Consider the following 26,242-nt stretch of genomic DNA (forward strand, 5'->3'; position numbering starts at 1 on the left):
AAAGACGGCATACATGGGTTTCTTATCGAAGCTTCTCACGATGGGCGAGGGCAAACAGCTCAAGCGCTACCAGGCCATCGTCGATACGATCAATGGCCTCGAGGCATCAATCAAACCGAAAAGCGACGCTGAGCTGCGCGCTTTCTCCGACTCGCTGCGTGAGCGCGCGGCTGCAGGGGAAGACGCTGCAAAGCTTCTCCCCGAGGCGTTCGCCGCGGTGCGTGAGGCATCGGTGCGCACGACGGGGCTGCGTCATTTCGACGTGCAGCTTATCGGCGGCATGGCGTTAAACGACGGGCAGATCGCCGAGATGAAGACGGGCGAAGGCAAGACGCTCGTGTCCACCCTCGCGGGCTACCTGAACGCGCTTTCGGGTGACAACGTCCACATCGTCACGGTGAACGACTACCTCGCCCGCCGCGACTCCGAGTGGATGGGCCAGATCTACCGCTTCCTCGGCATGGAAGTTGGCCTGATCCAAAACGGCATGCGCCCCGCGCAGAAGATCCCCGCCTACAAGGCCGACGTCACCTACGGCACGAACTCCGAGTTCGGCTTCGACTATCTGCGCGACAACATGGTCACGAGGGCATCCGCCCGCGTGCAGCGCGGCCATCACTTCGCCGTCGTCGACGAGGTCGACTCCATCCTCATCGACGAGGCGCGCACGCCGCTTATCATCTCGGGCGCGGGAACGCGCGCGGCCGACACCTACAACAAGTTCGCCCGCGTCATGCCGCACCTCGTGCTCGACGAGGACTTCGAGATGGACGAGGCGAAAAAGACGATCAACGCCACCGAGGTCGGACTTGAGAAGATCGAGTCCGCGCTTGGTATCGACGACATCTACGCCGACCCGTCCGGTCTGCTCGCGAACCATTTGCAGCAAGCCTTGAAGGCGCAGTTCCTCTTCCATCGCGATGTCGATTACGTCGTCGTCGGCGGGGAAGTGAAGATCGTCGACGAGTTCACGGGCCGCATCATGGAGGGCCGTCGCTATTCTGAGGGCCTCCATCAGGCGCTCGAGGCGAAAGAACACGTGCTCGTGCGTGAGGAGAACCAAACGCTTGCGACCATCACGCTGCAGAATTACTTCCGTCTCTACGAGAAGCTCTCGGGTATGACCGGCACCGCCATGACCGAGGACAAGGAGTTCCGCGAGATCTACAAGTTGCCAGTCGTCGCCATCCCGCCGAACAGGCCGGTCGCCCGTATCGACGAGAACGACCTGGTCTATCGCACGGTCGACGCGAAGTTCAACGCCGTCGCCGACGACGTGGCGGCTCGCCATGAGGCGGGTCAACCTTGCCTGATCGGCACCGTCTCGATCGAGAGCTCTGAGCGCCTGTCCCGTCTTTTGGACAAGCGCGGCATCAAGCACGAAACCTTGAACGCGAAGAACCACGAGCGCGAGGCGCACATCATCGCGCAGGCGGGCCGCGTGGGCGCGGTGACCATCGCGACCAACATGGCAGGCCGTGGCACGGACATCCTGCTCGGCGGCAACCCCGATGTGCTTGCCGAGGACGTGCTGCGCGAGTGGGGCTTCGACCCTTCGCGCCACATCGACGACGAGCCGGCGGAAGGCGAGGAGATTCCCGAAAACGCAGCTCCCGCGCCGTCGGATGAGAAGCGCGAAGAGGCTCTTGTCCGTGCGCGCACCATCTGCAAGCAGGAAAACGAAGAGGTGCTCGCTGCGGGCGGCCTGTGCGTCATCGGCACCGAGCGCCACGAGTCGCGTCGTATCGACAACCAGCTGCGCGGCCGCGCGGGTCGTCAGGGCGATCCGGGCACGACGCAGTTCTGCCTCTCGCTCGAAGACGACCTCATGCGCCTGTTCGGCGGCAATCGCATGGATTCCATCTCCAGCATGATGGAGAAGACGAACATGCCTGATGACCAGCCCATTCAGGCGTCCATGGTGTCGAAGGCGATCGAGAGCGCGCAGCGTCAGGTCGAAACGATGCACTTCGCAGCTCGTAAGAACGTCCTCGAATACGACGACGTCATGAACCTGCAGCGCAAGGTGATCTACGAGGAGCGCAACTCCATCCTGGATGGCAAGGACATGAACGGCCGCATCCCCGGCATTATCTCCGACGCCGTCGATGCCGTGGTGGAAGAGAACTGCCCCGAGCGCTCCGCATTCGACGACTGGGACGTGAAGGCCGTCGACACGTGGGCTGCTGGCATGACGGGCAACGCCGATTTCCACGTGGCGTCGCTCGACCACGACGACGAGCCCGAAAACGTCGCCGAGGCGCTTACGGAATACTTGGAAGGCATCTACGCTGAAAAGGAGAGCCTCCTTGGCGCCGACATGATGCGCAACCTGGAAAGCCAGGTCATGCTCCGCATTATCGACACGCGCTGGATGGCCCACCTCGCGGAGATGGACTACCTGAAAACCGGCATCGGCCTGCGTGCGTTCGCGCAGCGCGACCCGCTCGTCGAGTACAAGAACGAGGCCTACGCCGCGTTCCAGCGCCTGACGGCCAGCATGTACGAGGACTACCTGCGCACGCTTCTGCGTCTGCAGATCGCCGTTAAGCAGGAGCCCATTCCCGAGGAGAAGAACCCGCTTGAGGGCCGTTTGAGCTACTCGAAGCCCGAAGACGCCCTCACTAAGTCCGACATCAAGGTGGCACCGGCGGCAGCGCAGGCAGCTCGCGCGGGCGAGGCTCCCAAGCCCGCCGCGCCGAAGCCCACCACGTACGTGAAGGACAAGGACGACCCCTTCGCGAACGTCGGCCGTAACGATCCTTGCCCCTGCGGCAGCGGCAAGAAGTTCAAAAAGTGCCACGGCATGTACCAGGATTAGCGGCTGCCGTTGTATATGGCGCATCTGCTGTGAAGCGGTGGCCACCGCTTGCGGCCGCCCATCCTGGCACAAGGTCGATGCGTTGCACCATGGCTTTGTAGGGTAAGGGGCTGTTTCCCCAGGGAAGCGGCCCCTTTCTTCTGCTCTTGGGCGCAGTTTGCTCGAGCTTAATCGCTATGACACCGTGCCATTCGTGTATAATTATGCGTATTCTGACCGTGCCATTCGTGTATGCCAGTACCTAACTTCACCGTGCCATTCGTGTATGAATGGCTTTTTGCCATAAATCGGAGCGAGGAGCGCCCATGTTTAAACGCCGTGCATACGATGATCTTCTTCGTTGGAAGCGCGAGTCGAGAGGCACGCGCGCTCTGCTTTTAGAAGGCGCGCGCCGCGTTGGCAAAAGTACGCTTGCAAGGGAGTTTGCCGAAAGGGAGTACGCCGCTCATCTGGTCATAGACTTCTCCGAAGCCTCAGATGACCTCAAAATGCTGTTTCGCGACTATCGCGCGGACGTGGATTCCTTCTTCATGTACCTGCAGGCGTTCACGGGCGTTTCGCTGCCGCGTCGAGATTCCCTCATCGTGTTCGACGAGGTGCAGCGCTTCCCGCCCGCACGGGAATTCATCAAGCAGCTTGTCGCGGATGGCCGCTATGACTATCTCGAAACCGGCTCGCTCATATCCATTCGGCGCAACGTCGAGGGCATCGTCATTCCTTCCGAGGAGACTGCGCTTCGCTTGAATCCGCTGAACTTCGAAGAGTTCCTTTGGGCGGATGGCGAAGACCAGCTCGCTGCGGTCATCCGCGCTTCTTTCGAAGGGAAAATCCCGCTGCCCGAGGCCGTCCATCGCAAAGCAGAACGCCTTTTCCGTGAATACATGCTGGTCGGAGGCATGCCTCAGGCGGTTGATGCATATGTTACCGAAAAGGATTTCGGGAAGGTGGACGAGGTGAAGCGCGACATCTTGTCGCTGTACCGCAGCGACATCGAGAAGTTCGGCAGTGCCGACGCGCTGCGCATCCGCCGTGTGTTTTCCACCTTGCCCAGTCAGCTAGCGCGCCATGAGAAAAAATTCGTGCTGTCCTCCCTCGATAGCAATGCGCGCAGCAGGGAATATGCAGATGCATTCTTCTGGCTGGCTGATGCGTGTATAAGTGCCACGTGCATCAGCGTTGACGATCCGTCGGTGGGCCTTGCGGCAACCGCAGACGAGGGAACGTTCAAGTGCTACATGGCCGATACGGGGTTGCTGATTTGTCAGCTGTTTGCCGACAACGCTGAAACCCCGCACGAGCTTTATCGTGACATTCTTTTGGGAAAGCTCGAGATCAACGAAGGGATGTTCACGGAAAACGTTGTGGCGCAACAGCTTGCCTCGAACGGGCACGGACTGTACTTCTATTCAAAGCGCGACCGCGAGAACTGCGCGAACACCATGGAAATCGACTTCTTAATCACGGCAGGTTACGACGACGCCGCCGGGCGCATGCGCGTTTCCCCTATCGAAGTGAAGTCGACGAAGCGCTATGGTGCGAAATCGCTCGATAAGTTCAAAGCCAAGTTCGGCTCGCGCGTGGGTGTGCGCTATATCCTGCACCCGAAGCCCCTGCAGGTGGAGGGCGACCTCGCGTGCTTGCCGTTGTATATGGCGCATCTGCTGTGAAGCGGTGGCCACCTGCCGCCACCTGCCGCCGCATACTGGCGTCCATCCGCGAAGAAACTATGCACGACGCGCCCCGTCATCCCCGACGGGGCGTTTTTGCTGGTAACATGAAAAAGCTATGGCTGACAAAGAATTGACAGAACACATCGACACCGCCGCGCGGCGCGTTGCCGATTCGCATACGTATCTGCACATCGACGACAAGACAGTCGAGCTGCAGAGGCTCGACGCCCAGATCGCCTCGCCCGGCTTTTGGGATGACGCCTCGCGCGCTCAAAGCGTGTCGAAGCAGGCGTCGAACTTGCGTGACGTCATCGCCGAATACGACGGCGCTTGCGCCCTGCTCGACGACGTGCGCGCCGCAGCGGAGCTCGCCGACGAGGACGAATCCTTCGCCGAGGAAGCGAAAAGCCTGCTCGCAAGGCTCGACAACGAGCTCGATGGGCTTGAAGTCTCCTCGTGGTTCTCCGGCCGCTTCGATGCGGGCGATGCGATTTTGTCAGTCAATCCAGGATCGGGCGGGCTTGAGGCGCAGGACTGGACTGAGATGCTCTACAAGATGTATCTGCGCTACGCCGAGGACAAGGGGTGGAAGGTCACCGTGCTCGACGCGGTTCCCGGCGAGGGCATCGGCCTTGACAAGGCGACCATCCAGATCGAAGGGCGAAACGCCTACGGCATGCTCACGAGCGAAAACGGCGTCCACCGCCTCGTGCGCATCTCCCCGACCGACGACAAGAAGCGCCGTCACACTACTTTCGCGAGTGTGGAAGTGCTCCCTGTGCTGCCCGACGACATCGAGGTCGATTTGAACCCCGCCGACGTGCGCGTCGACGTGTATCGCTCGAGCGGCCCCGGCGGGCAGTGCGTGAACACGACCGACTCGGCCGTCCGTCTGACTCATATTCCCACAGGCATCGTTGTGACCTGCCAAAACGAGAAGTCTCAGTTGCAAAACAAGGAATCGGCCTTCCGCGTGCTGCGCGCCAAGCTCTACGAAATCGAGCAGCGCAAGCGCGAGGCGCAGATCGACGAGCTTCGCGGCGAGCGCATGGAAAACTCGTTCGGCAGCCAAATCCGCAACTACGTGCTGTATCCTTATCAGCTGGTGAAAGACCTGCGTAGCGGCGTTGAGACGAGCAACGTCGATGCCGTGCTCGCGGGCGACATAGAGCAATTTGTGATCGGGTATCACAAGTGGCGAGTTTCGCAATAAAGAAAGGACTGCAATGACCGACCTTACGCGTGTGGCGACCGATCTGCGCTGCGACATCCTGCGCATGATCGCGGAAGCGAAAAGCGGGCATCCGGGGGGATCGCTGTCGTGCGCCGACATCCTGACCTCGCTGTATTTCGGCGGTGTGCTCAAGCACGACCCGAAAAACCCCAAGATGGAGGGTCGCGACTGGTTCTTTTTGGCAAAGGGCCATGCGGCGCCGGCGCTCTACGCCGCGCTCGCCCATGCGGGATATTTCCCCGTTGAGGAGCTTATGACGCTTCGCAAGCTGGGAACGCGCCTGCAGGGCCATCCCGACTGCAACCTCTGCCCGGGTGTGGAAGTGTCCACGGGCTCGCTGGGCCAGGGCCTTTCCATCGCCGCAGGCACGGCGTGCGGCCTTTCGCTCGATGGCAAGGAGGGCTCGGTCTTCGCGCTTCTCGGCGACGGCGAATGCGAGGAAGGCCAGGTGTGGGAAGCTGCCATGTTCTCCGCGCACCGCAAGCTCGACAACCTCACGGCGATTATCGACCACAACGGCCTGCAAATCGACGGCAAGGTGACCGAGGTGTGCAGCCCCGAGGATTTGGGCGTGAAATTCGAGGCGTTCGGATGGGATGTCCACCACGTCAACGGCCACGACATCGATGCGCTCATCGAGGTGCTTAACGCTTGCAAGGAGTCCCGCGATGGGAAGCCCCATGCCGTCATCGCCGAAACGGTGAAGGGCAAGGGCGTGTCGTTTATGGAAAACGAGGCTGGTTGGCACGGCAAGGCGCCGTCCGCCGAGCAGCTTGAAGCCGCGCTCGCCGAGCTTGAAGCGGCGTGTGATGAGGAGGTTTGCCGTGGTTAAGCTCGCAAGCGCCGAAATGGCCGAAAAGAAACTCGCAACCCGCGCCGCCTTCGGCGCGACGCTCGCCGAACTCGCGGAGGAGGGCGTGCCGGTCGTCGCCGTCGATGCCGACCTCACCGGCTCCACCACCACCAAGAAGTTCGCGACCGCTGCGCCCGAGAATGCCGACAAGCTTTTCAACTGCGGTATCGCTGAGCAGAACATGATCGACGTGGCCGCTGGCCTTGCCCTTACGGGGCATGTCGCCTACACAGGGTCCTTCGCCGTGTTCGGCACCGGTCGCGCCTACGACCAGATCCGCAACACCGTGTGCTACAGCAACCTCGACGTGAAGATCTGCCCGACGCACGCTGGCGTGTCGGTCGGTCCCGACGGCGGGTCGCACCAGATGCTCGAAGACGTCTCGCTCATGCGCGGGCTACCCAACATGCGCGTGCTCGTTCCCGCCGACTATGCTGCCGCGCGCGCTGCCATCAAGCTCGCTGCGAAGACGCCGGGCCCGGTGTATGTGCGCATGGGCCGCGCCGCTGTGCCGTGCGTCTACGATGCCGACGTCGAGCTCGAGCTTGGCCGCGCCTACGTGTTGCGCGAGGGTTCTGATGCAACCATCGTGGCGTGCGGTGTGGAAATCCGCGAGGCGCTCGCGGCGGCTGACGCGCTCGCCGAGGAGGGCATTTCCGCCGAGGTCGTCGACGCATTCTCGGTGAAGCCGCTCGATGAGGACACCATCACGGTGAGCGTTTCGAAGACGGGCTGCTGCGTGGTCGCCGAGGAGCACAGCGTGCATGGCGGTCTCGGCTCTGCTGTGGCGGAATGCCTCGCGCGCAAGAACCCCGCTCCCTGCGAGTTCGTGGGCGTGCAAGATCGCTTTGGCAAGTCCGGCGAGTTCGAGGAGCTGCTCGGCTATTTCAATCTCGACGCCGCAGCAATCGTCGAAGCTGTGAAGCGCGCCATGGGCCGCAAGTAGTTTCGCGTTCGCCTCCTGTTCCGAAAATGATGAGCGGCTCGTTTCCCGAAAGGGGAGCGAGCCGCTTTTTCATGTAACAAACGAGTATTATCGCATAGCTGTTAAAGATACACGTCGAGCGGTGTTTCGAGCGCTTTGTACAGCTCCCGCGGGACGAGCGTTTCTTGATACGCGCAGAATTGACGCAAGGGCATATCGATTTTGCCCTGGTTCCATTTCGTGAACGTGGAAAACTCGAGGTCGGAAAGTGACTCGATTTGAAAGTCGATGAGGGGCGTTATCTCGCCCCCTTTCTGCTTAACGTTGGAGCGAAGCTGATTGATTCGGTGTCTCATGATGATGTTATAAGGGCTGTCGGCTCCCTGGCGCAAAGCGACGCTGTTATAGAGACTCCGATGATTGAAGAACTCCTGGCTGGTTAAGAAATAGCTCTCTCGCCAATTCAACGAGATGCCCACTCTGTCGAGGCCCATCTCGTGTGCGAGGAGCGAATGCCAATTGGGCACGTCGTTCAAGCTGTCGAAGTAAGTGTAGAACTGCGTACGGCTGATGCCCGCCGCCTCGCAAAGCATCGAAATCTTCACTTTTTGAAAAGGCATGTCGGGCCCGACAATTGCGTCGAGGGCATCGAATATGCGCTTTTTCTTTTCGAAGTGGGTGTAGATTGTCCCCTTTTCGTCGAGCAGTTGCTCTCTGATACCCATAAGCCGAACCTCCCCCTTGCTCGGACCTGCGGTAGCTCTCTTGTAAAAAACTTCAGTTTCAGGATATCTGTTCGACGAAAATGTTCAAGGTGCGAGGTGCTCAGGCTCGCCTCGACTGCATTGCTTGACATCTCTCGCAGTTTGTTCAGATTTACGGGCAAGACAGCTCTGACTGCATGGCTAACTGAGACACTTCTTTGCATTGTTCGGCTTCTTACGTCAAAGCTGAAAACCGCTCACTCCCATAGTTCGCCCCTCGCTTCTAATCTGAAGCCACTGGACGTCCAAGGAAAAAAAGAAGAGTGGGAGGAGAGAAAATGGCGAAAATGGATTTTACGCTCGTTCCTCATGAGAAGCCCTATCAGTACGAAGAGGGCGACCTGAAAGTGACGCGCATGAGCGCATGGTCGGGTCCTGGATGCCATGGAGTGTGCGGCGTTTTGTGCTACACCGATGAGAATGGCAAGCTTGTAAAGGTGGAAGGCGATTCGGAGAATCCGTTCAACCAGGGGCGCCTTTGCATGAGATGCCTCGACTTGCCCGAGGTGACCAATCACAAGGATCGTTTGCTCTATCCGATGAAGCGAGACCGCAAGGATCGTGGACTTGACAAGTGGGAGCGCATCACGTGGGACGAGGCGTTCGACCTCGTAGAGAAAAACCTGAAGGAGATTGCCGAGAAATACGGCCCCGAGTCGATCGTGTTCTGCCAGGGGACGGGGCGCGATATCGCGGCATGGATTACGCGTCTTGCCTGGTCTTATGGGTCGCCCAATTACGGCGGCTTCTTCTCGGGGCAGGCATGCTGCGTGCCGAGAATCGCGGCAATGGTTGCGACCACGGGCTCCTATTGGGTAACCGACTACTCCCAGCAGTTCCCCGACCGCTACGATAACCCCAACTATCACGTTCCCGAGACGCTGTTCATCTGGGGATGCTATCCGCTCAATTCCAACCCTGATTGCTACTACGGCCACTGGGTGACCGATGTTATGAAGCGCGGCACCAAGATCGTCATGATCGACCCGAAGGTGACCTGGCTTTCCGCGCGTTCCGAGATCCATCTGCCCGTGCGTCCCGGCACCGATGCAGCGCTTGCGCTCGGCATGCTCAACGTTATCATCAGCGAGGGTCTCTACGATTATGACTTCGTTGACAAGTGGTGCTACGGCTTCGACGAGCTCGCGCAACGTGCGGCGGAATATCCTGTCGACAAGGTTTCCGAGATTACCTGGGTTCCGTCTGAGAAGATCATCGCTGCGGCTCGCCTGCTCGCGAAGAGCAAGCCCGCGGCACTTCACTGGGGCGTGGCGTTCGACCAGACGAGGGAGGCCATCCCTGCGGCCGTCGCTGCCATGAACTTGTTCGAGATCACGGGCAACATCGATGTTCCGGGCGGCATGATGGCGCCTGTCTCCATCCTTGACTACGCTTCTGGCTGGGGTCAAGAGCTTATCAGCCCCGAGCAGAAGGCCAAGCGAATCGGTCTCGATAAGTACAAGCTGCTCCAGTTCGGTTTCCAGACGAACTCCGCCGAGGAAACGATTGCTGCGCTCAAGACCGACAAGCCTTATAAGATCCATGGCTGCTGGATTCAGACGAACAACCTGCTTGCCTGCATGGCTGCCGATCCGCGTCTTCTGCAGAAGCTCATCGGTCAGCTCGACTTCGTTGTCGATGTCGATTTGTTCAAGACGCCGACCAACATGGCGCTTGCAGACGTGCTGCTCCCGGCTGCAACTTACCCGGAGCGCGACGGCATCTGCATCGGTGCAGGCACGCAGCGCGCTGAGTCCATCGTGAAGGTGACGCAGATCGGCGAGTGCAAGTCCGACATGGAAATCAACCTGGAAATCGGCAAACGCTTGAACCCTGAAGCGTGGCCGTGGGACAACGTTGACGACATGTTCACCCATATTCTTGAGAAGGAACTTGGCATCTCGTTTGACTGGCTCAAGGAGAACACGCCCGCCTATCCCGAGTTCGAGTACAAGAAGTACGAGAAGGGCAAGATGAGGCCCGACGGCGGCGTCGGCTTCGGCACGGCGACGGGGCGCATCGAACTGTATTCGACGTTCCTGGAGGCGGCAGGACTCGATCCGCTGCCCTACTTTGAAGAACCCAATCCCGGCCCTGGGTCCACTCCGGCGCTTATGGCGACCTACCCGCTCATTCTCACCACGGGCGCGCGCAACATCAACTCGTTCCATTCCGAGCATCGCCAGATCGAGCGCCTGCGCAAGTACCACCCCGATCCGACGGTTTCGATGAATCCGGAAACGGGCGAGAAGTATGGCGTCGAGGAAGGCGACTGGGTCTGGATCGAAAACGACAAGGGCCGCGCGAAGAGTCGCGTGAAGTTCACTCCTTGTCTGGACCCCCGCATTATCTCGGCTGATCACGCCTGGTGGTTCCCCGAGGCCGATCCCGAGAATCTCTATGACGCGCTCGAGGTGAACATTAACAACCTCGTTCCCTACGAATGCGGCAAGAGCGGCTTCGGCAGCAACTACAAGACGACCCTGTGCAGAATCTACAAGTGCGAAAGCGGGCGATAGCCATGGCTGAAAACGGAATCTTGATTGACTACGACTGGTGCACCGGATGCCGCACCTGCGACATGGCCTGCCAGATGGAGCACGGCTTTCCCGTGGGAAAGACGGGCGTGAAGGTTCTCGAAGTGGGGCCGTGGCAGATCGAGGGCGACAAGTGGCAGTACGACTACCTGCCCGCGATCACCGATATGTGCGACTCCTGTGCTGAGCGTACGGCTGCCGGCAAGCAGCCTACCTGCGTCAAGCATTGCCAATCCCAATGCCTGACTTTCGGCCCGCTCGACGAGCTGTATGCCAAGCTCAAAGACCACCGCAAGCAGGTCGTGTACGCACTGTAGGAAGGGTGCAACGGGTGACAGAGGAGGCGCGTAAGCGCGTGCTTCACGAGAGGGGTTCGCATGGGAGCGAGCCCCTCGGGGTTTCGCCTATCGGAGGGGATACCGCCGATGCCGTAACGAAGGCGACGTCTGTGATCGATTTTATGAAGGAGGCGACGGGGGTCGATCTCGTGGCCGAGGTTGGCGCGAGGGGTAAGCTGCGGCCTCCTGGAACCCCGTCTTGATCGGTATACGAAAGTAGGATGTAAGGGGGATTTCAATGAGCACGACGAGAAGATGGATCTCGTTTTTAATGGTTTTCCTGGTGGGGCTTGCGGGCTTCATCAACATGTTCAAGTGTGCGCCGCTTATGCCCGCACTTCTTGGAAGCGACTTGGGATTCACGCCCGACACAATCGGGTGGATGATGTCGATGTTCGGCATCATCGGCGCCATTCTGGCGTTTCCAGCCGGCATATTCATTAACAAATTCGGGCTCAAGGTAACGCTTGTCACCTCCATTGCGTGCAGCGCCGCTGGCTCCATTCTCGGCGCGATGTCGCCGAGCGCGATCATGCTGCTTGCCACGCGTGTTCTCGAAGGTGCTGGCGTCGGGTTCGCTGGCGTTGCCGGCAGCGTCGCAGTGACGAGGCTGCTTCCTGCGAAGCGCCAGGGTTTCGGGCAGGCGCTCAATATCGACACGTTCCCGCTTGGCACGCTTCTGGCGATGAACGTGGCTCCGATGCTTCTCGCCGCAGGCGGCGGATCGTGGCAGACCCCATGGTGGACGTTCGGCATCTTTGCGGCGGTTTGCCTTGTCCTTGTTGTGCTTTTCTTCAAGCTTCCTGAAGATGAGCCCGCTTCCGAGGAGGCAAAGCGGGCTCATGGTGACGCCGCTGCGGCGCCTATGGGCAAACCGAAATGGGTGCCTATCGTGCTGTTCGCTGTGACATTCGCGCTGTACGCGACGGTGCAGGGTGGCGCGGTGAGCACGTTCTATCCCACCTACCTGCAGCAGGTCATGGGGCTTGACGTTCAGGCTTCGGGCTCGATCACCTCTATTTCCAGCCTTATCGTGCTGTTCGTGTCTCCGTTCGCGGGCGCCTTCGCCGACAAGGTCGGGCATCGCAAGCTGTTTGTGGGAATTGGCTGTCTTGTCATGGCAATCGGTATGCCTGTCGCGTTTGCGGGGAACATGGTTCTCGTATGGGTGTTCTCGGTTGCTCTTGGCCTGGTGATGTGCGTAGTTCCGCCTAACGTTTACGCGATGGTTCCGCCGCTTGCCGGTAACCCGAAGAGCATCGTTTTCGCCATGGCGCTTCTCGGCGTTGCCCAAAACGTCGGTACGGCTCTGGGATCTGCTCTGATGGGGCCGCTGTCTGCCACAAGCTGGAGCCTTGCGGCAACGGTGCTTGCTGTGCTTGCAGCCGTCGCCGGTGTTGCGAGCCTTGTGGCCCGCACGAAGTAATCGCCCTCCATCCGCCCCATCCCTCGATTCCCGGGAGATGGGGCGGTTCGCTATCTCGAGGAAGGCCTTGAGATGGTTTCGGTGAACAAAAGACGAGGCAAGGAGTTGGAAGAATGGCAAGAACGAAAGACAAGACCGTTTACAAGTCAATGGGCTTCAACAGCTTTGGCTTGGGAAGCAACGGTGCCGCGGTTGACGTGAAAGACGGCAGGATTGCGCGAATCCGCCCGATGCACCTTGACGAGAAGTACTCAGTTGACGAAATCAAGCCATGGACCATCGAGTCTCACGGCAAGAAACTCGAAAGCGGGCTCGAAACGACGATCGCGCCGTTTGCGATGGCATACAAGAAGCGTGTCTATTCCAAGAACCGCGTTCCGTTCCCGATGAAGCGCGTCGATTGGGATCCGTCGGGCGAGCGTCATCCGGAAACGCGTGGCATTTCCGGCTACGAGCGTATCAGCTGGGACGAGGCGTGCCAGATTATCGCCGATGAGATAAAGCGCTTCATCGACGTTTACGGCATGTCGTCGATTTACCTTCAGGCCGACGGCCACGGCGAGGCGAAGACGATCGGCGGCACGCACGGCGCCAACAGCCGTCTGCTCGATTTCATGGGTGGCGGCTACACCCTTCAAGCGCGCCAGCCTGACAGCTGGGAAGGCTGGTACTGGGGCGCCAAGCACATGTGGGGAATGGACCCGGTCGGTCAGCAGGCATTTCAAAATGGCCTGGTGAAAGACATCGCCGACAATTCGCAGGCAGCCCTGTTCGTCGGATGCGACCCCGAAACGACGCCGTGGGGCTGGGGCGGCATGATGGCCTCGAAGATCAGCTACTTCTGGACCGAATGCGGCGTGAAGCAGATCTACATCTGCCCCGACGTGAACTACGGTGCAGCGATCCACGCCGACAAGTGGATTCCCGTGCTTCCCAACACCGACGCTGCGCTTTGGCTGGGTGTCGCTTACACGTGGCTGAAGGAAGGAACGTACGACAAAGAGTACCTCGCGACTCATGCGGAGGGATTCGATTGGTTCGAGCGCTATGTCTTGGGCGGGGAAGACGGCGTTGTCAAGACTCCGAAGTGGGCTGAGAGCAAGTGCGGTGTCCCGTCACGCCAAATCAAGGCACTTGCGCGCTATTGGGCGAAAAACAACGTGTCCACGGTACACGGCAACGGCGGCGGCTACATCCGCTCGGCGTTCGCGACTGAGCCTGCTCGCCTCGAAATCGCCCTTTTGGCTATGCAGGGTTTGGGCGCGCCAGGCCGCAACATGTTCAAGATGCTCGAATGGGGCATGTTCGGCATGCCGCAGCTCAACCCCTTGCCGCAACCGGCGTGGGGCGGCACCGTGCAGGCTGCCTACACCGGCCACATGGCGGGTTCTGCTCTTGTCAACTTCATTCCTCAGACGCTCCTCCCGAAGGCGATCATGATGCCCGAGGGCGAGAAGCTGTCCTGGTCGGGCCATGTGGTGTGCACGTATCCGCGCACCGACCAATATCAGAACTACGAGTATCCCAACGACGGCGCAAGCCGCATTCACATGATTTGGAGCGACACCCCCCTGTTGGTCGACGTGCTGGAACGGCGGCAACCTTTTGCAGGACGCCCTGCGGACCGACGAGATCGAGTTCGTGCTCGTACAGCATCCGTGGCTTGAGAACGATACGTACTTCGCGGACATCATCCTTCCCACGACCACGAAGTTCGAGGAAAAAGACATCATGACCACGAGCATGTGCGGCGAGAACAATCTCGTTTTGGACGAGGCTTTGGCGGTCGAGCCCATCGGCGAAGCGAAATCGGATGCCGAAGCCGTGCTCTGCATTGCTGACAAGATGGGACTTCGCGACCAGCTGATGGAGAACTGGTGCTACCCGCCGTACCGCATCTTCGCTGGTGACGGTCGCAAGGTCGAATGCAGCACGGAGCACGTTTACGGCGAGCCTTCCTTCGACACGCTGATGAAGATTGGCTTCTACCAAGGCGGCTTGGCCGAGCACATGGAATGGGACGAGCTCAAGGAGAAGGGATATCTGCCCATTCCCTTCGCGCCGGTCAACGAGGGAGAGCCGGTCGGCATGCAGCTTTTCTACGAAGATCCGGACACCTATGCGCTCGATACGCCGACGGGCAAGATCGAGTTCTACTCCACCGCTATCGCCGAGGTATGGGGCGACGACGGCGAGCGTCCGCCCGTTCCCCACTGGATCGAGGAGAGCCCCGAGCACCACGAGCGCCTGACGAACGAGCGCGGCAAGGACTTTCCGTTCCTTATGGTGTCGAACCATCCGCGTTGGCGCGTGCACGCCCAGCACGACGATATCCCCTGGACGCGCGAGATCGAGACGTGCAAGGTGAAGGGTCCCGATGGTTACTTGTACGAACCTGTTTGGATCAACCCGATCGATGCGCGAGAGCGTGGCATCGAAAACGGCGACATCGTGCGCATCTACAACGAGCGCGGTTCGGTCCTCGGTGGAGCTTACGTCACCGAACGCATCCGCACTCATACGGTTAGCCAAGATCATGGTGCGCGTGTCGACTGCATCGTTGGAGGCACAGGCGGCCTCGACCGTGGCGGCGCGAACAACCTCATCTGCCCGAACGCGACCACAAGCAAGAACGCTCCGGGCGAGGTGACGAATGGCTTCCTCGTGAACATCGAGAAGGTCGATGTGCTCGAGTTGGCGAAGAAGCACCCCGATCAGTTCAACCGCGAATACGATCCGTCGTGCGGGATGATTGCATCTGCGCGAATCGCTAAGGAGGCTTAAGATGTCAAAGGTATTCCTGTTCGACGCAGCGCGATGCAACGGCTGCCACTGCTGCCAGGTTTCCTGCAAAGACGAGTTCTGCGGTGCCGATTGGGCTCCCTATTCGAAGGCTCAGCCGGAAACGGGCCAATTCTGGTGCAAGGTCAACCAGGAGACGCGGGGAAGCGTGCCCAAGGTTAAGGTTGCCTATAGGGTGGAAATCGGCGCGCAAGACGACGCGATCAAAGATTATGCGCCCGAAGTGCTCGAGACGCGCGAAGACGGTCTCGTTGTGATCGACCCCGAAAAGGCGCGTGGCCGCAAGGATCTGGCAGACCGTTTTGAAGGTGTATATTGGAACGATGAGCTGGGTATTCCTCAGGGATGCACCGGGTGTGCCCATCTGCTTGACGATGGATGGGACGTGCCTCGCTGCGTTGATGCCTGCGCGATGGGTGCGCTTCGCTTCGGGGACGAGGCGGACTTCGCCGACGAGCTCGCGCATGCTGAGCGTTTGAGCGAAGGAAGCCACGTGTACTACCTGAACCTGCCCAAGCGCTTCGTCGCAGGCGAGGTGTACGACGAGGATGCCGACGAGGTCATCATCGGGGCGACGGTCACCGCGGTGAGCGAGAGCGGCGAGCGCTTTGAAGCAACCTCTGACGACTTCGGTGATTTCTGGATCAACGATCTCGCAAAGGGGAAGTACGAGGTGCGTTTTATGGCGGAAGGCTATCTTCCGCGCACGCTGGAAGCAGACGCAACTGACCGCGATGTCAACATGGGATCGATTGCGCTGTACAAGGGTTAAAGGGTAGCCTCGGCAAGCCCCGAGCACCTATCCGCCATAGGGCCGCGCGAGCTTTCGAGCTGCGCGGCCCTTTCTGTGTTGTGCGCCGTGGCGCCTGTAGAGGAAAGCTTGCCGTCTCTCGGGTCTTTGCACCCGACGCTACTCTGCTTGTGGTTTTTGCGCAAGCGTGAGCTGGGGCGGTGGCGCGCGGGATTCATTACTACTAGAATTGGACTGTCTCAGTACATCACTATTCGAACGGAGCAAACTGTGACAGATGTTTCCAGCCGCGGGAACGCCTCGCGTCCCGCTGCCCAGTCGGGCGCACCGCGTCCGCGTTCGAGGGCGGGGGCTCACAGCCGCCAGGCTCAGGCCACCCAGCAGCTCTCCCAGTCGCTTCCCGTGCTCGATGTCGCGGACACGCCTCAACAAACGTCGTCCCCCGTCATCACCTTCGACCACGTCACGAAGATCTACCCGGCACAGCCGAACAAGCCGGCGCTCTCCGACATTTCCCTGCAGATCTACGCAGGCGAGTTTATCTTTTTGGTCGGACATTCGGGTTCCGGCAAGACCACGTTCATCCGCATGCTGATTCATGAGGTCACGCCGACGAGCGGGCATATCTACATTGCGAACGAGGACCTGACGACCATGCGCAACTGGCGCGTGCCATACCTGCGCCGCAACATCGGCTGCGTGTTCCAGGACTTCAAGCTCCTGCCGAACAAGACGGTCTTCGAGAACGTCGCCTTCGCACTCGAGGTTATCGGTAAGTCGCGCCACGTCATCAAAACTCAGGTGCCCGAGGTACTTCGCCTCGTCGGCCTGCAGGACAAGCTGAACAAGCGCCCCGACCAGCTCTCCGGCGGCGAGCAGCAGCGCGTTTCCATTGCCCGCGCCATCGTGAACCGCCCGCCGCTGCTCATTTGCGACGAGCCTACGGGCAACCTCGACCCGCAAACCTCGCGCGGCATCATGGACCTGCTCGAGCGCATTAATCGCACGGGCACCACGGTGCTTGTTGCAACCCACGACCGCGAGATGGTCGACAACATGCGTCGTCGCGTTATCGCGCTCGATCGCGGCCGCCTGACCCGCGACCAGGACAGGGGGGTGTACGGTTTCGATGCGTAGTCTCGGTTACTTCTTTAAGGAGTCGCTGCACGGTTTCACGCGCAACCTCTCCACCACCTTGGGTTCTATCGTCACGATCTTCCTCTCGTTGCTCATCATCGGCATCTTCCTTGTGGGCGGTGCTGTGGTGAACAACGTCATGTCCTCGGTTGAAAGCGAAGTCGCCATCTCCGCCTTCGTCGCCGACGACGCCTCGCAGTCCGATATCGACAAGGTCGAGGACTTCATCCGCGGCATCGACGGCGTTGCCACGGTCGACTTCACCACGAAGGACCAGGCGCTCGAGAACTTCAAGGCCACGTCGAACTCCGACATCATCGACGCGCTCGACGGTCAAAACCCGCTGCCCGCTTCCATCGAAGTCGAGCTTTCCGACCCGAAACTCGTCGAGGATGTGGCAGGCCAGATCGAGCAGAACTCCACGTTCGCTTCCATCTGCGGTTATGACACGCCTTCCGAGTCGCTCAAATACGGCCAGAAGTCGGTCGCGCAGCTCTTCCAGTTGACGACCTATGTCCGCTATATCGGCATCGCGCTCATTGCGCTGCTCATCTTCATCGCGCTCGTGTTCATCAACAACACGATCCGCCTGGCGATCCTTGCGCGCCGCAAGGAAATCGCCATCATGCGCCTCGTCGGTGCATCGAACGGTTTCATTCGCGGGCCCTTCCTTATGGAGGGCGCGCTGCACGCCATCATCGGCTCGCTGTTCGCGGTCGGCGTGCTTGAGCTTCTGCGCAACCTGGCGCTTCCGAAACTTGCGGGCGCGCTCAAGTTCCTCGCGATCGATGTGAACGCCAGCATGTTCGGCTTCATCTATGTGGCGCTTGTCGTCGCGGGCCTTATCATCGGCCTGTTCGGCTCGGCGCTTGCGATGCGTCGCTACCTTAAGGTATAGAAGGCGCGAACGAGAGTTATCTCCATGGCGAAGCACGGTGAAACCAAACAGCGCGCGGCGATCGTCGCGCGCGAGCACAAACGCAACAAGCGTATTTTGCGCCTGCTGTGCTTCGTCGTGGCCATAGCCGTGGCCTTTGTCGCCGGTTTCGCCCTGCGCAGCCAAGATCAGTTCCTCGCCTCGCTCGGGTTTTCCATTCCTGGCGTCCAGAAAGCGGGCACGCAGACGGCGGACACGAAAAAGTCGCCCTACGATTCCATTTCTGCTCGCTTGAGCGAAGTCGAGGACGTCCTTGCGAAGAGCGATCTCAGCGGCTACGACCTCGACGAGGCAACGAAGGAAGTCTTCAAGGGCTTTTCCAGCGCATGCGACGACAAGTATTTCGAATACCTCGACCCTTCGCGCTATGCCTCGTTCGTGAAGGACAGTTCGGATGGCGCCTATACCGGTGTCGGCGTCCTGTTCTCGGATTACAACGGTCGCGCACTCGTTTCGGATGTGTTCTCGGGCTCCGCTGCCGAGGCCGCTGGCGTCCAGCAGGGCGATGTGCTTATCGGCATCGACGGCGACACTTCTCACGACTGGTCGGTCACCGAAGCCATCAGCGGCCTTTCGCGCAATGCGGGCGAGACGGTTGTGGTCACGTGGATGCGCCCTTCTTCGGTCGGCGCCGAGACGGGCACTTCCTACACTACGGCGCTTACGTGCTCCTCGTACAAGGAACAAAACGTCACCTACTCGCTCGACGGCACGGTTGGTTATGTCAAGGTGCGCCAGCTCACGCAGGATACCGCAGGCAACGTCTCCTTGGCGCTTGGCGACCTGATCGGGCAGGGAGCGACGTCGTTTGTCATGGACCTCCGCGACAACCCGGGTGGATATCTTACCCAGGCGGTCGATGTGGCGAACCTCTTCATCAAGACGGGCGTTATCGTCGAAGTGCAAACATCAACGGGCACCTCGCCGAAGTCTGCTTCTGGCAAAACGGTCACTGACCTGCCGCTTGTCGTGCTCACGAATTCCTATACCTCGGGCGCTGCCGAGGTGCTTGCCGCTGCGCTTCAGGACAACCAGCGTGCCACCGTCGTCGGCGAGACCACCATCGGCAAGGGCTCCGTACAGGTTGTGCACGAGCTGTCGTTCGGTGGGGCGATCCGCTATACCGCCGGTTACTACAAGAGCCCTCTCGGCCACGACATCGATGGCGTGGGTGTGATTCCCGATATCGCCATTTCCGCAAGTGAGGGCGGCACCGACCCGCAGCTCGTTCTCGCCGTAGAGACCGCGCAAACCAAGGAGAAGGCTTAAGAGGCCCATGCCCCGCTCCAAGAACCACACGCGTCGCGTCGCTCGGTCGCGTCCGCGTGGCATCATGCAGTTGAATCCCGAAGGTTACGGCTTCGTGCGCACGTCCGAAGGCGAATTCTTCGTGCCCCACGCCAAGCTCGGTGGTGCCTTCGACGGCGACCTGGTCGAGGTGGCTCCGCTGCCCGCGAACGCCGCGAAGGGCAATGCGCGAGAAGGCGCTGGCGGCGGACGGTATGGCCACAAGAAGGCGGCGCGCGTCGTCTCGGTAGTGGAACGCGCCCACGAGGTCATCGTCGGCAGGTTCGAGGTTGCTGAGCCTTTCGGCGTCGTCGTGCCGCTCGATCCGCACATCCCCTACGACATCTTCACCCAGCTCTCCGAAGCGCCCGACGTGGAAGACGGCGCGATTGTTCGCGTGCGTATCGCTCAGTTTCCCTCCCGCAACACGGCGGCAACGGGGCATATCGAAGAAGTGCTCGAGCATGTCGATGGCCTCGACGAGGGAGTCGATGCGGTGGTCGCCCGCCATAAGTTTGAAACGTCGTTCTCCGATGCTGCGCTGGAAGAGGCTCGCGCTGCTTCGATCGATGAGGTAGGTGCGCTCGCGTCGGGCTATCGCGATTTGCGCGACCGCTTTGTGTTTACTATCGACCCTGATGACGCGCGCGATTTCGACGATGCGCTCTCCATTGAACGCGTCGAGGAGTCTGGGCGGCCGCTTTGGCGCATCGGCGTGCACATCGCCGACGTCTCGCATTATGTGGAGTGGGGGAGCGCGCTCGACATGGCTGCGCGGCGTCGTGCCACGAGCGTGTATCTGGTCGATCGGGTGATTCCGATGATTCCCGAGGAGCTTTCATGCGGGCTGTGCTCGCTCGCTCCGGGCGAAGTGCGTCGCTCTATGACGGTTGACCTGTTCGTCGACGATCGGGCGCAGCTTGTGCGATACGAGATTTACCCCGCGCTCATCTGCTCGAACGCGCGCTTGACTTACGGCGAGGCGCTCGAAATGCTTGAAGGGGAATGTCAACCTGTGGCATCTGAGGGCGGGCAGCATGCTCCGTGCTCAGACAGTCCTGCTTTGGAGAACAGCCCACTGGGCTGTTCTCGTCGTGCGGAACTGCGCGCGGAGCACGCTCCCCGCCCTCATTCGGAGATTGAAGACCAGCTTGCCGCTGCCGAAGGGCTTTATCGTGCAACGGCTCCCGAGAATGCGGGGTATGCTCCGCGCGCAGTTCCGCACGAGCCGAACGTGCCCTCTGGCACGTTCGTGCGAGCTCAGGACTGCTTGAGCACGGAGCATACCCCGCATTCTCGGGAACAACGGCAGACTTCCATCCAGCTCCGTCTTCTCCAACTATCGCGCCTCGCCTCGCTTCGCCACGCGCAGCGCGAGCGAAAAGGCGGCATCGACTTCGACCAGCCTGAGGCGCGCGTGACGCTCGACGAGGCGGGCAAGCCGCGCGGTGTCGAGCTTCGTCGGAAGAACGCCGCGACGTCGCTTATCGAGGAGATGATGATCTGGGCAAACGAGGTCGTCGCCGAGCATCTCGCCAAGGCGAAGTTCCCCTGCGCCTACCGCGTGCACGAGGCTCCCGACCTGGAGGGGCTCGCCCAGCTCGCGCCCATCTTCGAGGAGTTCCCCTGGTTCGAGAAGATCGATCCCGTGGGATTTTTCACGGGCGATCAGCGCGCGCTTCAGCAGGCAGTATCCGCATCGCGCGGCCGCGCCGAGGGCGAGCTCGTCTCGTCGCTCGTGCTTCGCTCGATGAAGCGCGCGGTTTATCGTGAGCGCAATTGCGGGCACTACGGCCTTGCAAGCGCAACGTATTGCCATTTCACGAGCCCCATCAGGCGATATCCCGACCTTATGGTGCACCGCATGCTGAAGGCTGAGCTCTTCGGCCGTCCCGAGAAGTTCGATCAGATGACGACGAACCTCGGTTGGATCTGCGAGCACTCATCGGGAATGGAGCGCGAGGCGGATGACGCTCAGCGCGAATCCGAGGAACTTAAGTTGGCGGAATATCTGCAGCAGTTCGTGGGGCAATCGTTTTCCGCCATCGTGTCGGGCGTGTCGCAGGGTGGCCTGTACGCGCGCCTCGAGAACTCGGCGGAGGGCTTCATCCCAGTTCGCACGCTTGGCGATGACTATTTCAGCTTCGACGCGACGCGCTATACGCTCACGGGCGAGGAAACAGGTGCGCGCTATCGGCTCGGGCAGCGCATCGCCGTGGTTCTCTTCGCGGTCGATCCTCGTGTTCCCCAAATTGACCTCAGGCTTGCGCAAGGTTCGAGGCGATAGATTAGGGCGTCTGTAGCGGCGTCCTTTTTCTTTCCCGCGATGCCGGTAGGCGTCTTCTCGTGAAGCCTTCGCCCGCACCCCGCCCATCGCAGTGCATATCGAAAAACAATCTTCGCATACTGCCATTTCCCGAAGTTAGTTCTTGCAGTCTCCTATAAAACAATGCAAAATAGGGATTGCAATCGCAAGTGGACTCCAATTGGGCGACCGTGCTTCAAGCGCGAGCGCTCCAAACACGAGGATCCCAAACGAGGGGCTCCCGAAAAGGAGGTGACGACGTGGCAAGGGGGAAGCAGGCCAGCGGCCTTCTCACTCAGCAGAAAGTGCTGCGCGCGGCAGTGGCGCTCTTTCTGGAAAAAGGCTACGCCAAAACCACGACCGCCGAGATCGCTGCTGCGGCGGGTATCAGGCAAAGCTCCTTTTTCCATGTCTTTCCCAGCAAAGAAGCGCTTCTCTTAGAGCTCGTGCGCCGCATGTTCGGCGGGCAGTTTGACCTGGCCGAACAGCACAACAACGGACAAGAACCGATATTCATGTACGCGGTGGAAACGGCGTTGCAGCTGCATATCGCGGAGCTGACCGAACCGCTGCGCGAGCTCTACGTTATGGCCTACACGCTGCCGACGACGGCGGACTATCTCTATCGCACCACGTCAAAGCGCCTGCAAGTCATCTTCGCGGACTATCTGCCCGAAGCGCAGCCGAAGGATTTCTTCGAGATGGAAATCGCGTCTGGAAGCATCATGCGCGGCTTCATGTCCGTGCCATGCGACCCGTATTTCACGGTGGAAGCCAAGATACGGCGCTTTCTCGACTGCTCGCTCAAGCTCTACGATGTGCCCCAGGCGAAGCGCGAATGCATTATCGAGGCTATCCTCCGCATGGATTTACGCACGATGGCAGAAGGCATTATCCGGAAAACCATTCAACAGGCTGAAGCAGGATTCGAGGCCCTCAAAGCCGAAACCGAGTAGCGCCCCACCGAGGGCGGCTCGCCCAGATCGTCAGACATGACCACGTTCGTCATTCATGAGAAAGGTTCGCCCATGAAGAAGAAAACCCTGATCATGCTCCTCACATCGATACTTTGTATCGCGCTGCTGCCGGCGATAGCCCACGCGGCGACCCCGGATGTTTGGGACGGCAGCACCGCCTCGAGCCTTACGGGCGGCGGAAAGAGCGAGGACGACCCGTACCTCATATCTACGGGCGCGGAGCTCAAGCTACTGGCAGATAACTCCCGTGCGGCGGGGCTCGGCAGCTGCTACGTGAAACTCACGAACGATATCGTTTTGAACGACGGCACGTTCGACAAGAGCGGCGCGTTCACGAAACGGGGGGCTACAACAACATCGCAGCCTAACGAATGGCTTCCGATGGGCGAGGCCAGCTGGCACATCGACGGCGATGGCCACTCGATTTCGGGTATGTACATCAAGTGCAACGAAGAGAAGGTTGGCTTGATCGGTAGGATTACAGATAGCGGGTACATTCGGGACCTTACCATTAAGGACAGCTACGTCACCTCATCTCAAGCGCCGAAGAGCTACAAAGGTAATATCGGCGTCTTCATAGGACGAAGCAGCGGGACGTCTTTTACCAACTGCGTCGGTGAGAACAATATCGCTGTTACGGATAACTGCTATCTCACTGGCGGTATCGTTGGTTGGTCCTATAGCGGCGACAGTTTCAACGTCGTGCATGTCTCAGGGTTCATTCAGGGTTCGGGTGCGCTCGCTGGTATTGCGGGACGCGCGAATGGCGCTACCTTCAAGAACTGCTGGAACGAGATGGACATCGATAATGCCAATACCGACCAACCAATCAAGCAAAGCGGCGGTCTTGCTGCCATGGCGGACAGCTCCGAATTCTACAACTGCGCGAACCTGGGGTACCTTCATGGCGGTAGCCGCATCGGCGGCATTGCCGGTGAGGCTCCCGGCAAGATGAAGAACTGCTACACCATAAGCGATATCTCCGGCATCAAAGAGTATGGAAGCCGGAACTATGTGGCGACCCTTGCTGGTATGAATAGCAAGAACGTTGCCGTGCAGGGCTGCTACGCCGAGGATGGCTCGGGCCTTTACGACATCGGCGCAGAAGGCGAGGGCTCTTATGTCCCGCACTTCACGGGTAAAGGCAACCTCGGCGGTGGGAGCGATGGGGAACTCCTCGCTGCGCTCAACGAGAACCTCTACAGCATGGACGCCGAACCGAACCTGAACAAGTGGGTGCTGAACAGCGACGGCTATCCGATTCCTACGGGTGAGACGTTCGTTGACGATACGGTGTATTACGACATCTGGCTTGACGGCGTGCGCGTGAGCGAGCGAAATGAAGCCGACATCCTCGGCGACGGACTCGCATCCTATGATAAGGCCACGAACACTCTCTTCCTGCATGACGGCCTTGTCGTGACCGCCGCGTACAATCAAAGCCTGCTCTACTCCGAGGGCGACATCAACCTGTGCGTCGACGGCGACGTGAAATTCCAATCTTCCCAGAACGTCGGCACCGGGCCATGCGTCATCGACCTTGGCTCTGCTGGCGGAAGTGGCAACTTCAAGATATACGCTCCTGAGGATACCTCGGCAACCGTTACGGTGACCGGTCGATACGCGGAGTACGGCATCGACGTGTCCTCGCTTACGCTCGAGGGCGACGTCTCGCTGAAGGTCAGCGCCGACAGCGCCTTTGCCTTCTGCTACACGATGACCTTCACCTCGCCGCAGGCGATGCTCGACGCCGTTTCGTGGGGCGACCGTCCTGCGATGCTAAACTCCGTCCAAACCATCAATCTTCCCAGTTCAAACGCGCAGAAGCTCTATGAGAACCAAGGTAGCGGCCTCGTGCAGGTGGACGCTTTCACGACATCGCGTAAGGTGGAGGGCTATCCTTATCCGATTGACCGGATGTACCCGCATATCCGCATCGCCCCTGTGGTGAGCGAGCTTGTGGGCAGCCTGCCCGATTCCTTCACCGTCTCGATGACCGATGCCAACGAAGAGAGCAGCCTTGCCGCTTGGGTGTTGGGCGAAATCCGCAAGATCGAGGGCATCACCGAAGATAACAGCTCGGTTGTTGTGAGCGACGTTCGCGCTGCAACTGCGGGCACCTTTGCAAGCCAGGACGGAGAAGCGGGCAGCTTCACGGCGACCGTCACGCTGCAGATGGACGGCGCCAGCATGACCAAGGTTATCCCTGGCACGATCGAGCCTGCGGCCTATGCGCCCCCTGTCATTACGACGGGGATCAAGGCTGGCACGGTGGATGCGGAAACTGGTCTTTTCGTCGAAGCGACTGATGCAACCTTCACCTGCGGCGATGAGGTCGTCTTCGCGGTCAGCTACGAGGCGGGCGGCGTGCCCGTTAAAAACCTTCAGGGTTCCGTCTCTTGCTACGCAGATAAGGGCCTCACCTGGAGTGAAGCCAACGGCTGCTATCTCACCCCGACCGAATCCGCCGACTGCTTCATCTTCACAAAGGCCGCCCGATACGAGGTGATTTTCAACTTCCTCGCGACAGAGGAATACGAGGCGCAGGTCGGCAGCATCGACATCGACGTCGTGAGGCGCACCCTTGCTCCTTCGGATTTCACGTTCACGGCTCCGAGTGACCTTGCCTACGACGGGAGTGCCAAGCAGGCAAGCTTCGAGTTCGCGGGTATGCTCACCTGCGACGGAGCTCAGACGATAAGCTACATGAGCAACGACGTCACCTTAAGCGACGCGGTTAATCCGGGCACCTATACCTTGCAGCTCGCTGTTCAGGAGTGCGACGCCTATGACGCCGCCATGCTCACCGACCCGAGCTGGACGTTCACGATTGATCCTAGACAACTGAGCGACTTCGACTTCTCCGATATCACTGTCGCGAAGGTCTACGATGGCACCACGGCCGCAGGTACGCTTGATGGCACTGTCGGCTTCGCGGGGAAGTGCGGCGATGACGACGTTTTGATCGTGGCGACTCCCGGCCCTTATGCCGAAGCCGACGTTGACGCTGGTACAGGCAAGACCGTGACGCTCGAGCTTTCCTTGGCGGGTGCCGATGCGGATAAGTACACGCTGGCATCTCCGAGCGCCACGTTCGATCGCGCGGAGATCACCAAGGCGCAGCTTTCCGCATCTTCCTTCGTTGACCCGACTATTCAGGTAATTTGGCGCAATGAGGGCTACGGCTCGATCTCCGGTACGCTGACGGCGAACGATTTCTTCGCGGAAGACGAGGTGCCTGACGGTGCGAAGATCGTGGCGGTCGGCAAGGCGACTTCCGAGACCGTTCTCGACAGCGTGAGCGTTGCCGACGATGGAACGCTCAGCTATTCGAAGGCGGCGAGCTCTGAAAGCGCGTTCAAGACGAGCGGCTACGACGTCGCCATCGAGGCTAAAAATTACAGGGGCTCCGCGCCGCTTTCTGTGCGACAGTTGGCTCGTGCGGGATTCGATGAGGCGTCCTGCATCTCGACCTGGG

The 26,242-nt window shown here is 60.0% G+C and carries 18 protein-coding genes; 17 read left to right on the forward strand and 1 reads right to left on the reverse strand.

The window, feature by feature from the left end; all coding sequences use genetic code 11:
- The first annotated feature begins 13 nt into the window (after window positions 1-13).
- The 5 genes from secA to Q0G85_RS04245 all read left to right on the forward strand — a co-directional run bounded on the left by secA (window position 14) and on the right by Q0G85_RS04245 (window position 7,524).
- Window positions 14-2,821 carry a preprotein translocase subunit SecA gene (gene secA, locus Q0G85_RS04225; protein WP_297155025.1) on the forward strand — a complete coding sequence of 936 codons (2,808 nt, stop codon included), beginning with the start codon at window positions 14-16 and terminating at the stop codon, window positions 2,819-2,821.
- 305 nt (window positions 2,822-3,126) lie between these two features.
- Window positions 3,127-4,488: an ATP-binding protein gene (locus tag Q0G85_RS04230; RefSeq protein ID WP_297155027.1), complete on the forward strand. Its 1,362-nt coding sequence runs from the start codon at window positions 3,127-3,129 to the stop codon at window positions 4,486-4,488.
- 118 nt (window positions 4,489-4,606) lie between these two features.
- Window positions 4,607-5,704, forward strand: coding sequence for a peptide chain release factor 2 (gene prfB, locus Q0G85_RS04235; protein ID WP_297155029.1), 1,098 nt, complete (start codon window positions 4,607-4,609; stop codon window positions 5,702-5,704).
- A gap of 13 nt (window positions 5,705-5,717) precedes the next feature.
- A complete protein-coding gene (locus Q0G85_RS04240) occupies window positions 5,718-6,557 on the forward strand; it encodes a transketolase (protein WP_297155030.1) in 840 nt (279 codons plus the stop codon).
- A complete protein-coding gene (locus Q0G85_RS04245; RefSeq protein WP_297155032.1) occupies window positions 6,550-7,524 on the forward strand; it encodes a transketolase family protein in 975 nt (324 codons plus the stop codon). Before Q0G85_RS04240 ends, Q0G85_RS04245 begins: the two co-directional genes overlap by 8 nt.
- A gap of 101 nt (window positions 7,525-7,625) precedes the next feature.
- Here the strand turns inward: Q0G85_RS04245 and Q0G85_RS04250 are convergent, their stop codons facing one another.
- Window positions 7,626-8,228 (reverse strand): TetR/AcrR family transcriptional regulator, encoded by a 603-nt coding sequence (locus Q0G85_RS04250; protein ID WP_297155035.1) that lies wholly within the window; start codon window positions 8,226-8,228, stop codon window positions 7,626-7,628.
- A 317-nt stretch (window positions 8,229-8,545) separates the two neighbouring features.
- Between Q0G85_RS04250 and Q0G85_RS04255 the strand changes: the two genes are divergently transcribed.
- The 12 genes from Q0G85_RS04255 to Q0G85_RS04310 all read left to right on the forward strand — a co-directional run.
- Complete coding sequence (locus tag Q0G85_RS04255) at window positions 8,546-10,786, forward strand: molybdopterin-dependent oxidoreductase (protein WP_297155037.1); 2,241 nt, start codon at window positions 8,546-8,548, stop codon at window positions 10,784-10,786.
- A gap of 2 nt (window positions 10,787-10,788) precedes the next feature.
- A complete protein-coding gene (locus Q0G85_RS04260) occupies window positions 10,789-11,121 on the forward strand; it encodes a 4Fe-4S dicluster domain-containing protein (RefSeq protein ID WP_297155039.1) in 333 nt (110 codons plus the stop codon).
- A 259-nt stretch (window positions 11,122-11,380) separates the two neighbouring features.
- The gene (locus Q0G85_RS04265) at window positions 11,381-12,568 is read left to right on the forward strand and encodes a nitrate/nitrite transporter (protein ID WP_297155041.1); all 1,188 of its coding nucleotides are present in this window, start codon (window positions 11,381-11,383) and stop codon (window positions 12,566-12,568) included.
- 113 nt (window positions 12,569-12,681) lie between these two features.
- Complete coding sequence (locus Q0G85_RS04270; RefSeq protein ID WP_297155043.1) at window positions 12,682-14,235, forward strand: molybdopterin-dependent oxidoreductase; 1,554 nt, start codon at window positions 12,682-12,684, stop codon at window positions 14,233-14,235.
- Entirely contained in the window at window positions 14,210-15,352 is a 1,143-nt protein-coding gene (locus tag Q0G85_RS04275; protein ID WP_297155044.1) for a molybdopterin dinucleotide binding domain-containing protein, read from the forward strand. Before Q0G85_RS04270 ends, Q0G85_RS04275 begins: the two co-directional genes overlap by 26 nt.
- Before the next feature lies 1 nt (window position 15,353).
- Window positions 15,354-16,142 carry a carboxypeptidase regulatory-like domain-containing protein gene (locus tag Q0G85_RS04280; protein ID WP_297155045.1) on the forward strand — a complete coding sequence of 263 codons (789 nt, stop codon included), beginning with the start codon at window positions 15,354-15,356 and terminating at the stop codon, window positions 16,140-16,142.
- 381 nt (window positions 16,143-16,523) lie between these two features.
- On the forward strand, window positions 16,524-17,258 hold the full coding sequence (ftsE, locus tag Q0G85_RS04285) for a cell division ATP-binding protein FtsE (RefSeq protein WP_367116864.1): 735 nt from the start codon (window positions 16,524-16,526) through the stop codon (window positions 17,256-17,258).
- The gene (ftsX, locus tag Q0G85_RS04290) at window positions 17,251-18,156 is read left to right on the forward strand and encodes a permease-like cell division protein FtsX (RefSeq protein WP_297155049.1); all 906 of its coding nucleotides are present in this window, start codon (window positions 17,251-17,253) and stop codon (window positions 18,154-18,156) included. Before ftsE ends, ftsX begins: the two co-directional genes overlap by 8 nt.
- A 24-nt stretch (window positions 18,157-18,180) precedes the next feature.
- Window positions 18,181-19,464 carry a S41 family peptidase gene (locus Q0G85_RS04295; protein ID WP_297155051.1) on the forward strand — a complete coding sequence of 428 codons (1,284 nt, stop codon included), beginning with the start codon at window positions 18,181-18,183 and terminating at the stop codon, window positions 19,462-19,464.
- A gap of 7 nt (window positions 19,465-19,471) precedes the next feature.
- Window positions 19,472-21,769 (forward strand): ribonuclease R family protein, encoded by a 2,298-nt coding sequence (locus tag Q0G85_RS04300; protein WP_297155053.1) that lies wholly within the window; start codon window positions 19,472-19,474, stop codon window positions 21,767-21,769.
- Window positions 21,770-22,047: 278 nt separating this feature from the next.
- Window positions 22,048-22,743: a TetR/AcrR family transcriptional regulator gene (locus Q0G85_RS04305; protein WP_297155055.1), complete on the forward strand. Its 696-nt coding sequence runs from the start codon at window positions 22,048-22,050 to the stop codon at window positions 22,741-22,743.
- Window positions 22,744-22,815: 72 nt separating this feature from the next.
- On the forward strand, window positions 22,816-26,242 hold a 3,427-nt coding region (locus tag Q0G85_RS04310), incomplete at its 3' end, for a YDG domain-containing protein (protein WP_297155057.1).

Source organism: uncultured Ellagibacter sp. (assembly GCF_934617235.1).
Classification (GTDB): domain Bacteria; phylum Actinomycetota; class Coriobacteriia; order Coriobacteriales; family Eggerthellaceae; genus Ellagibacter.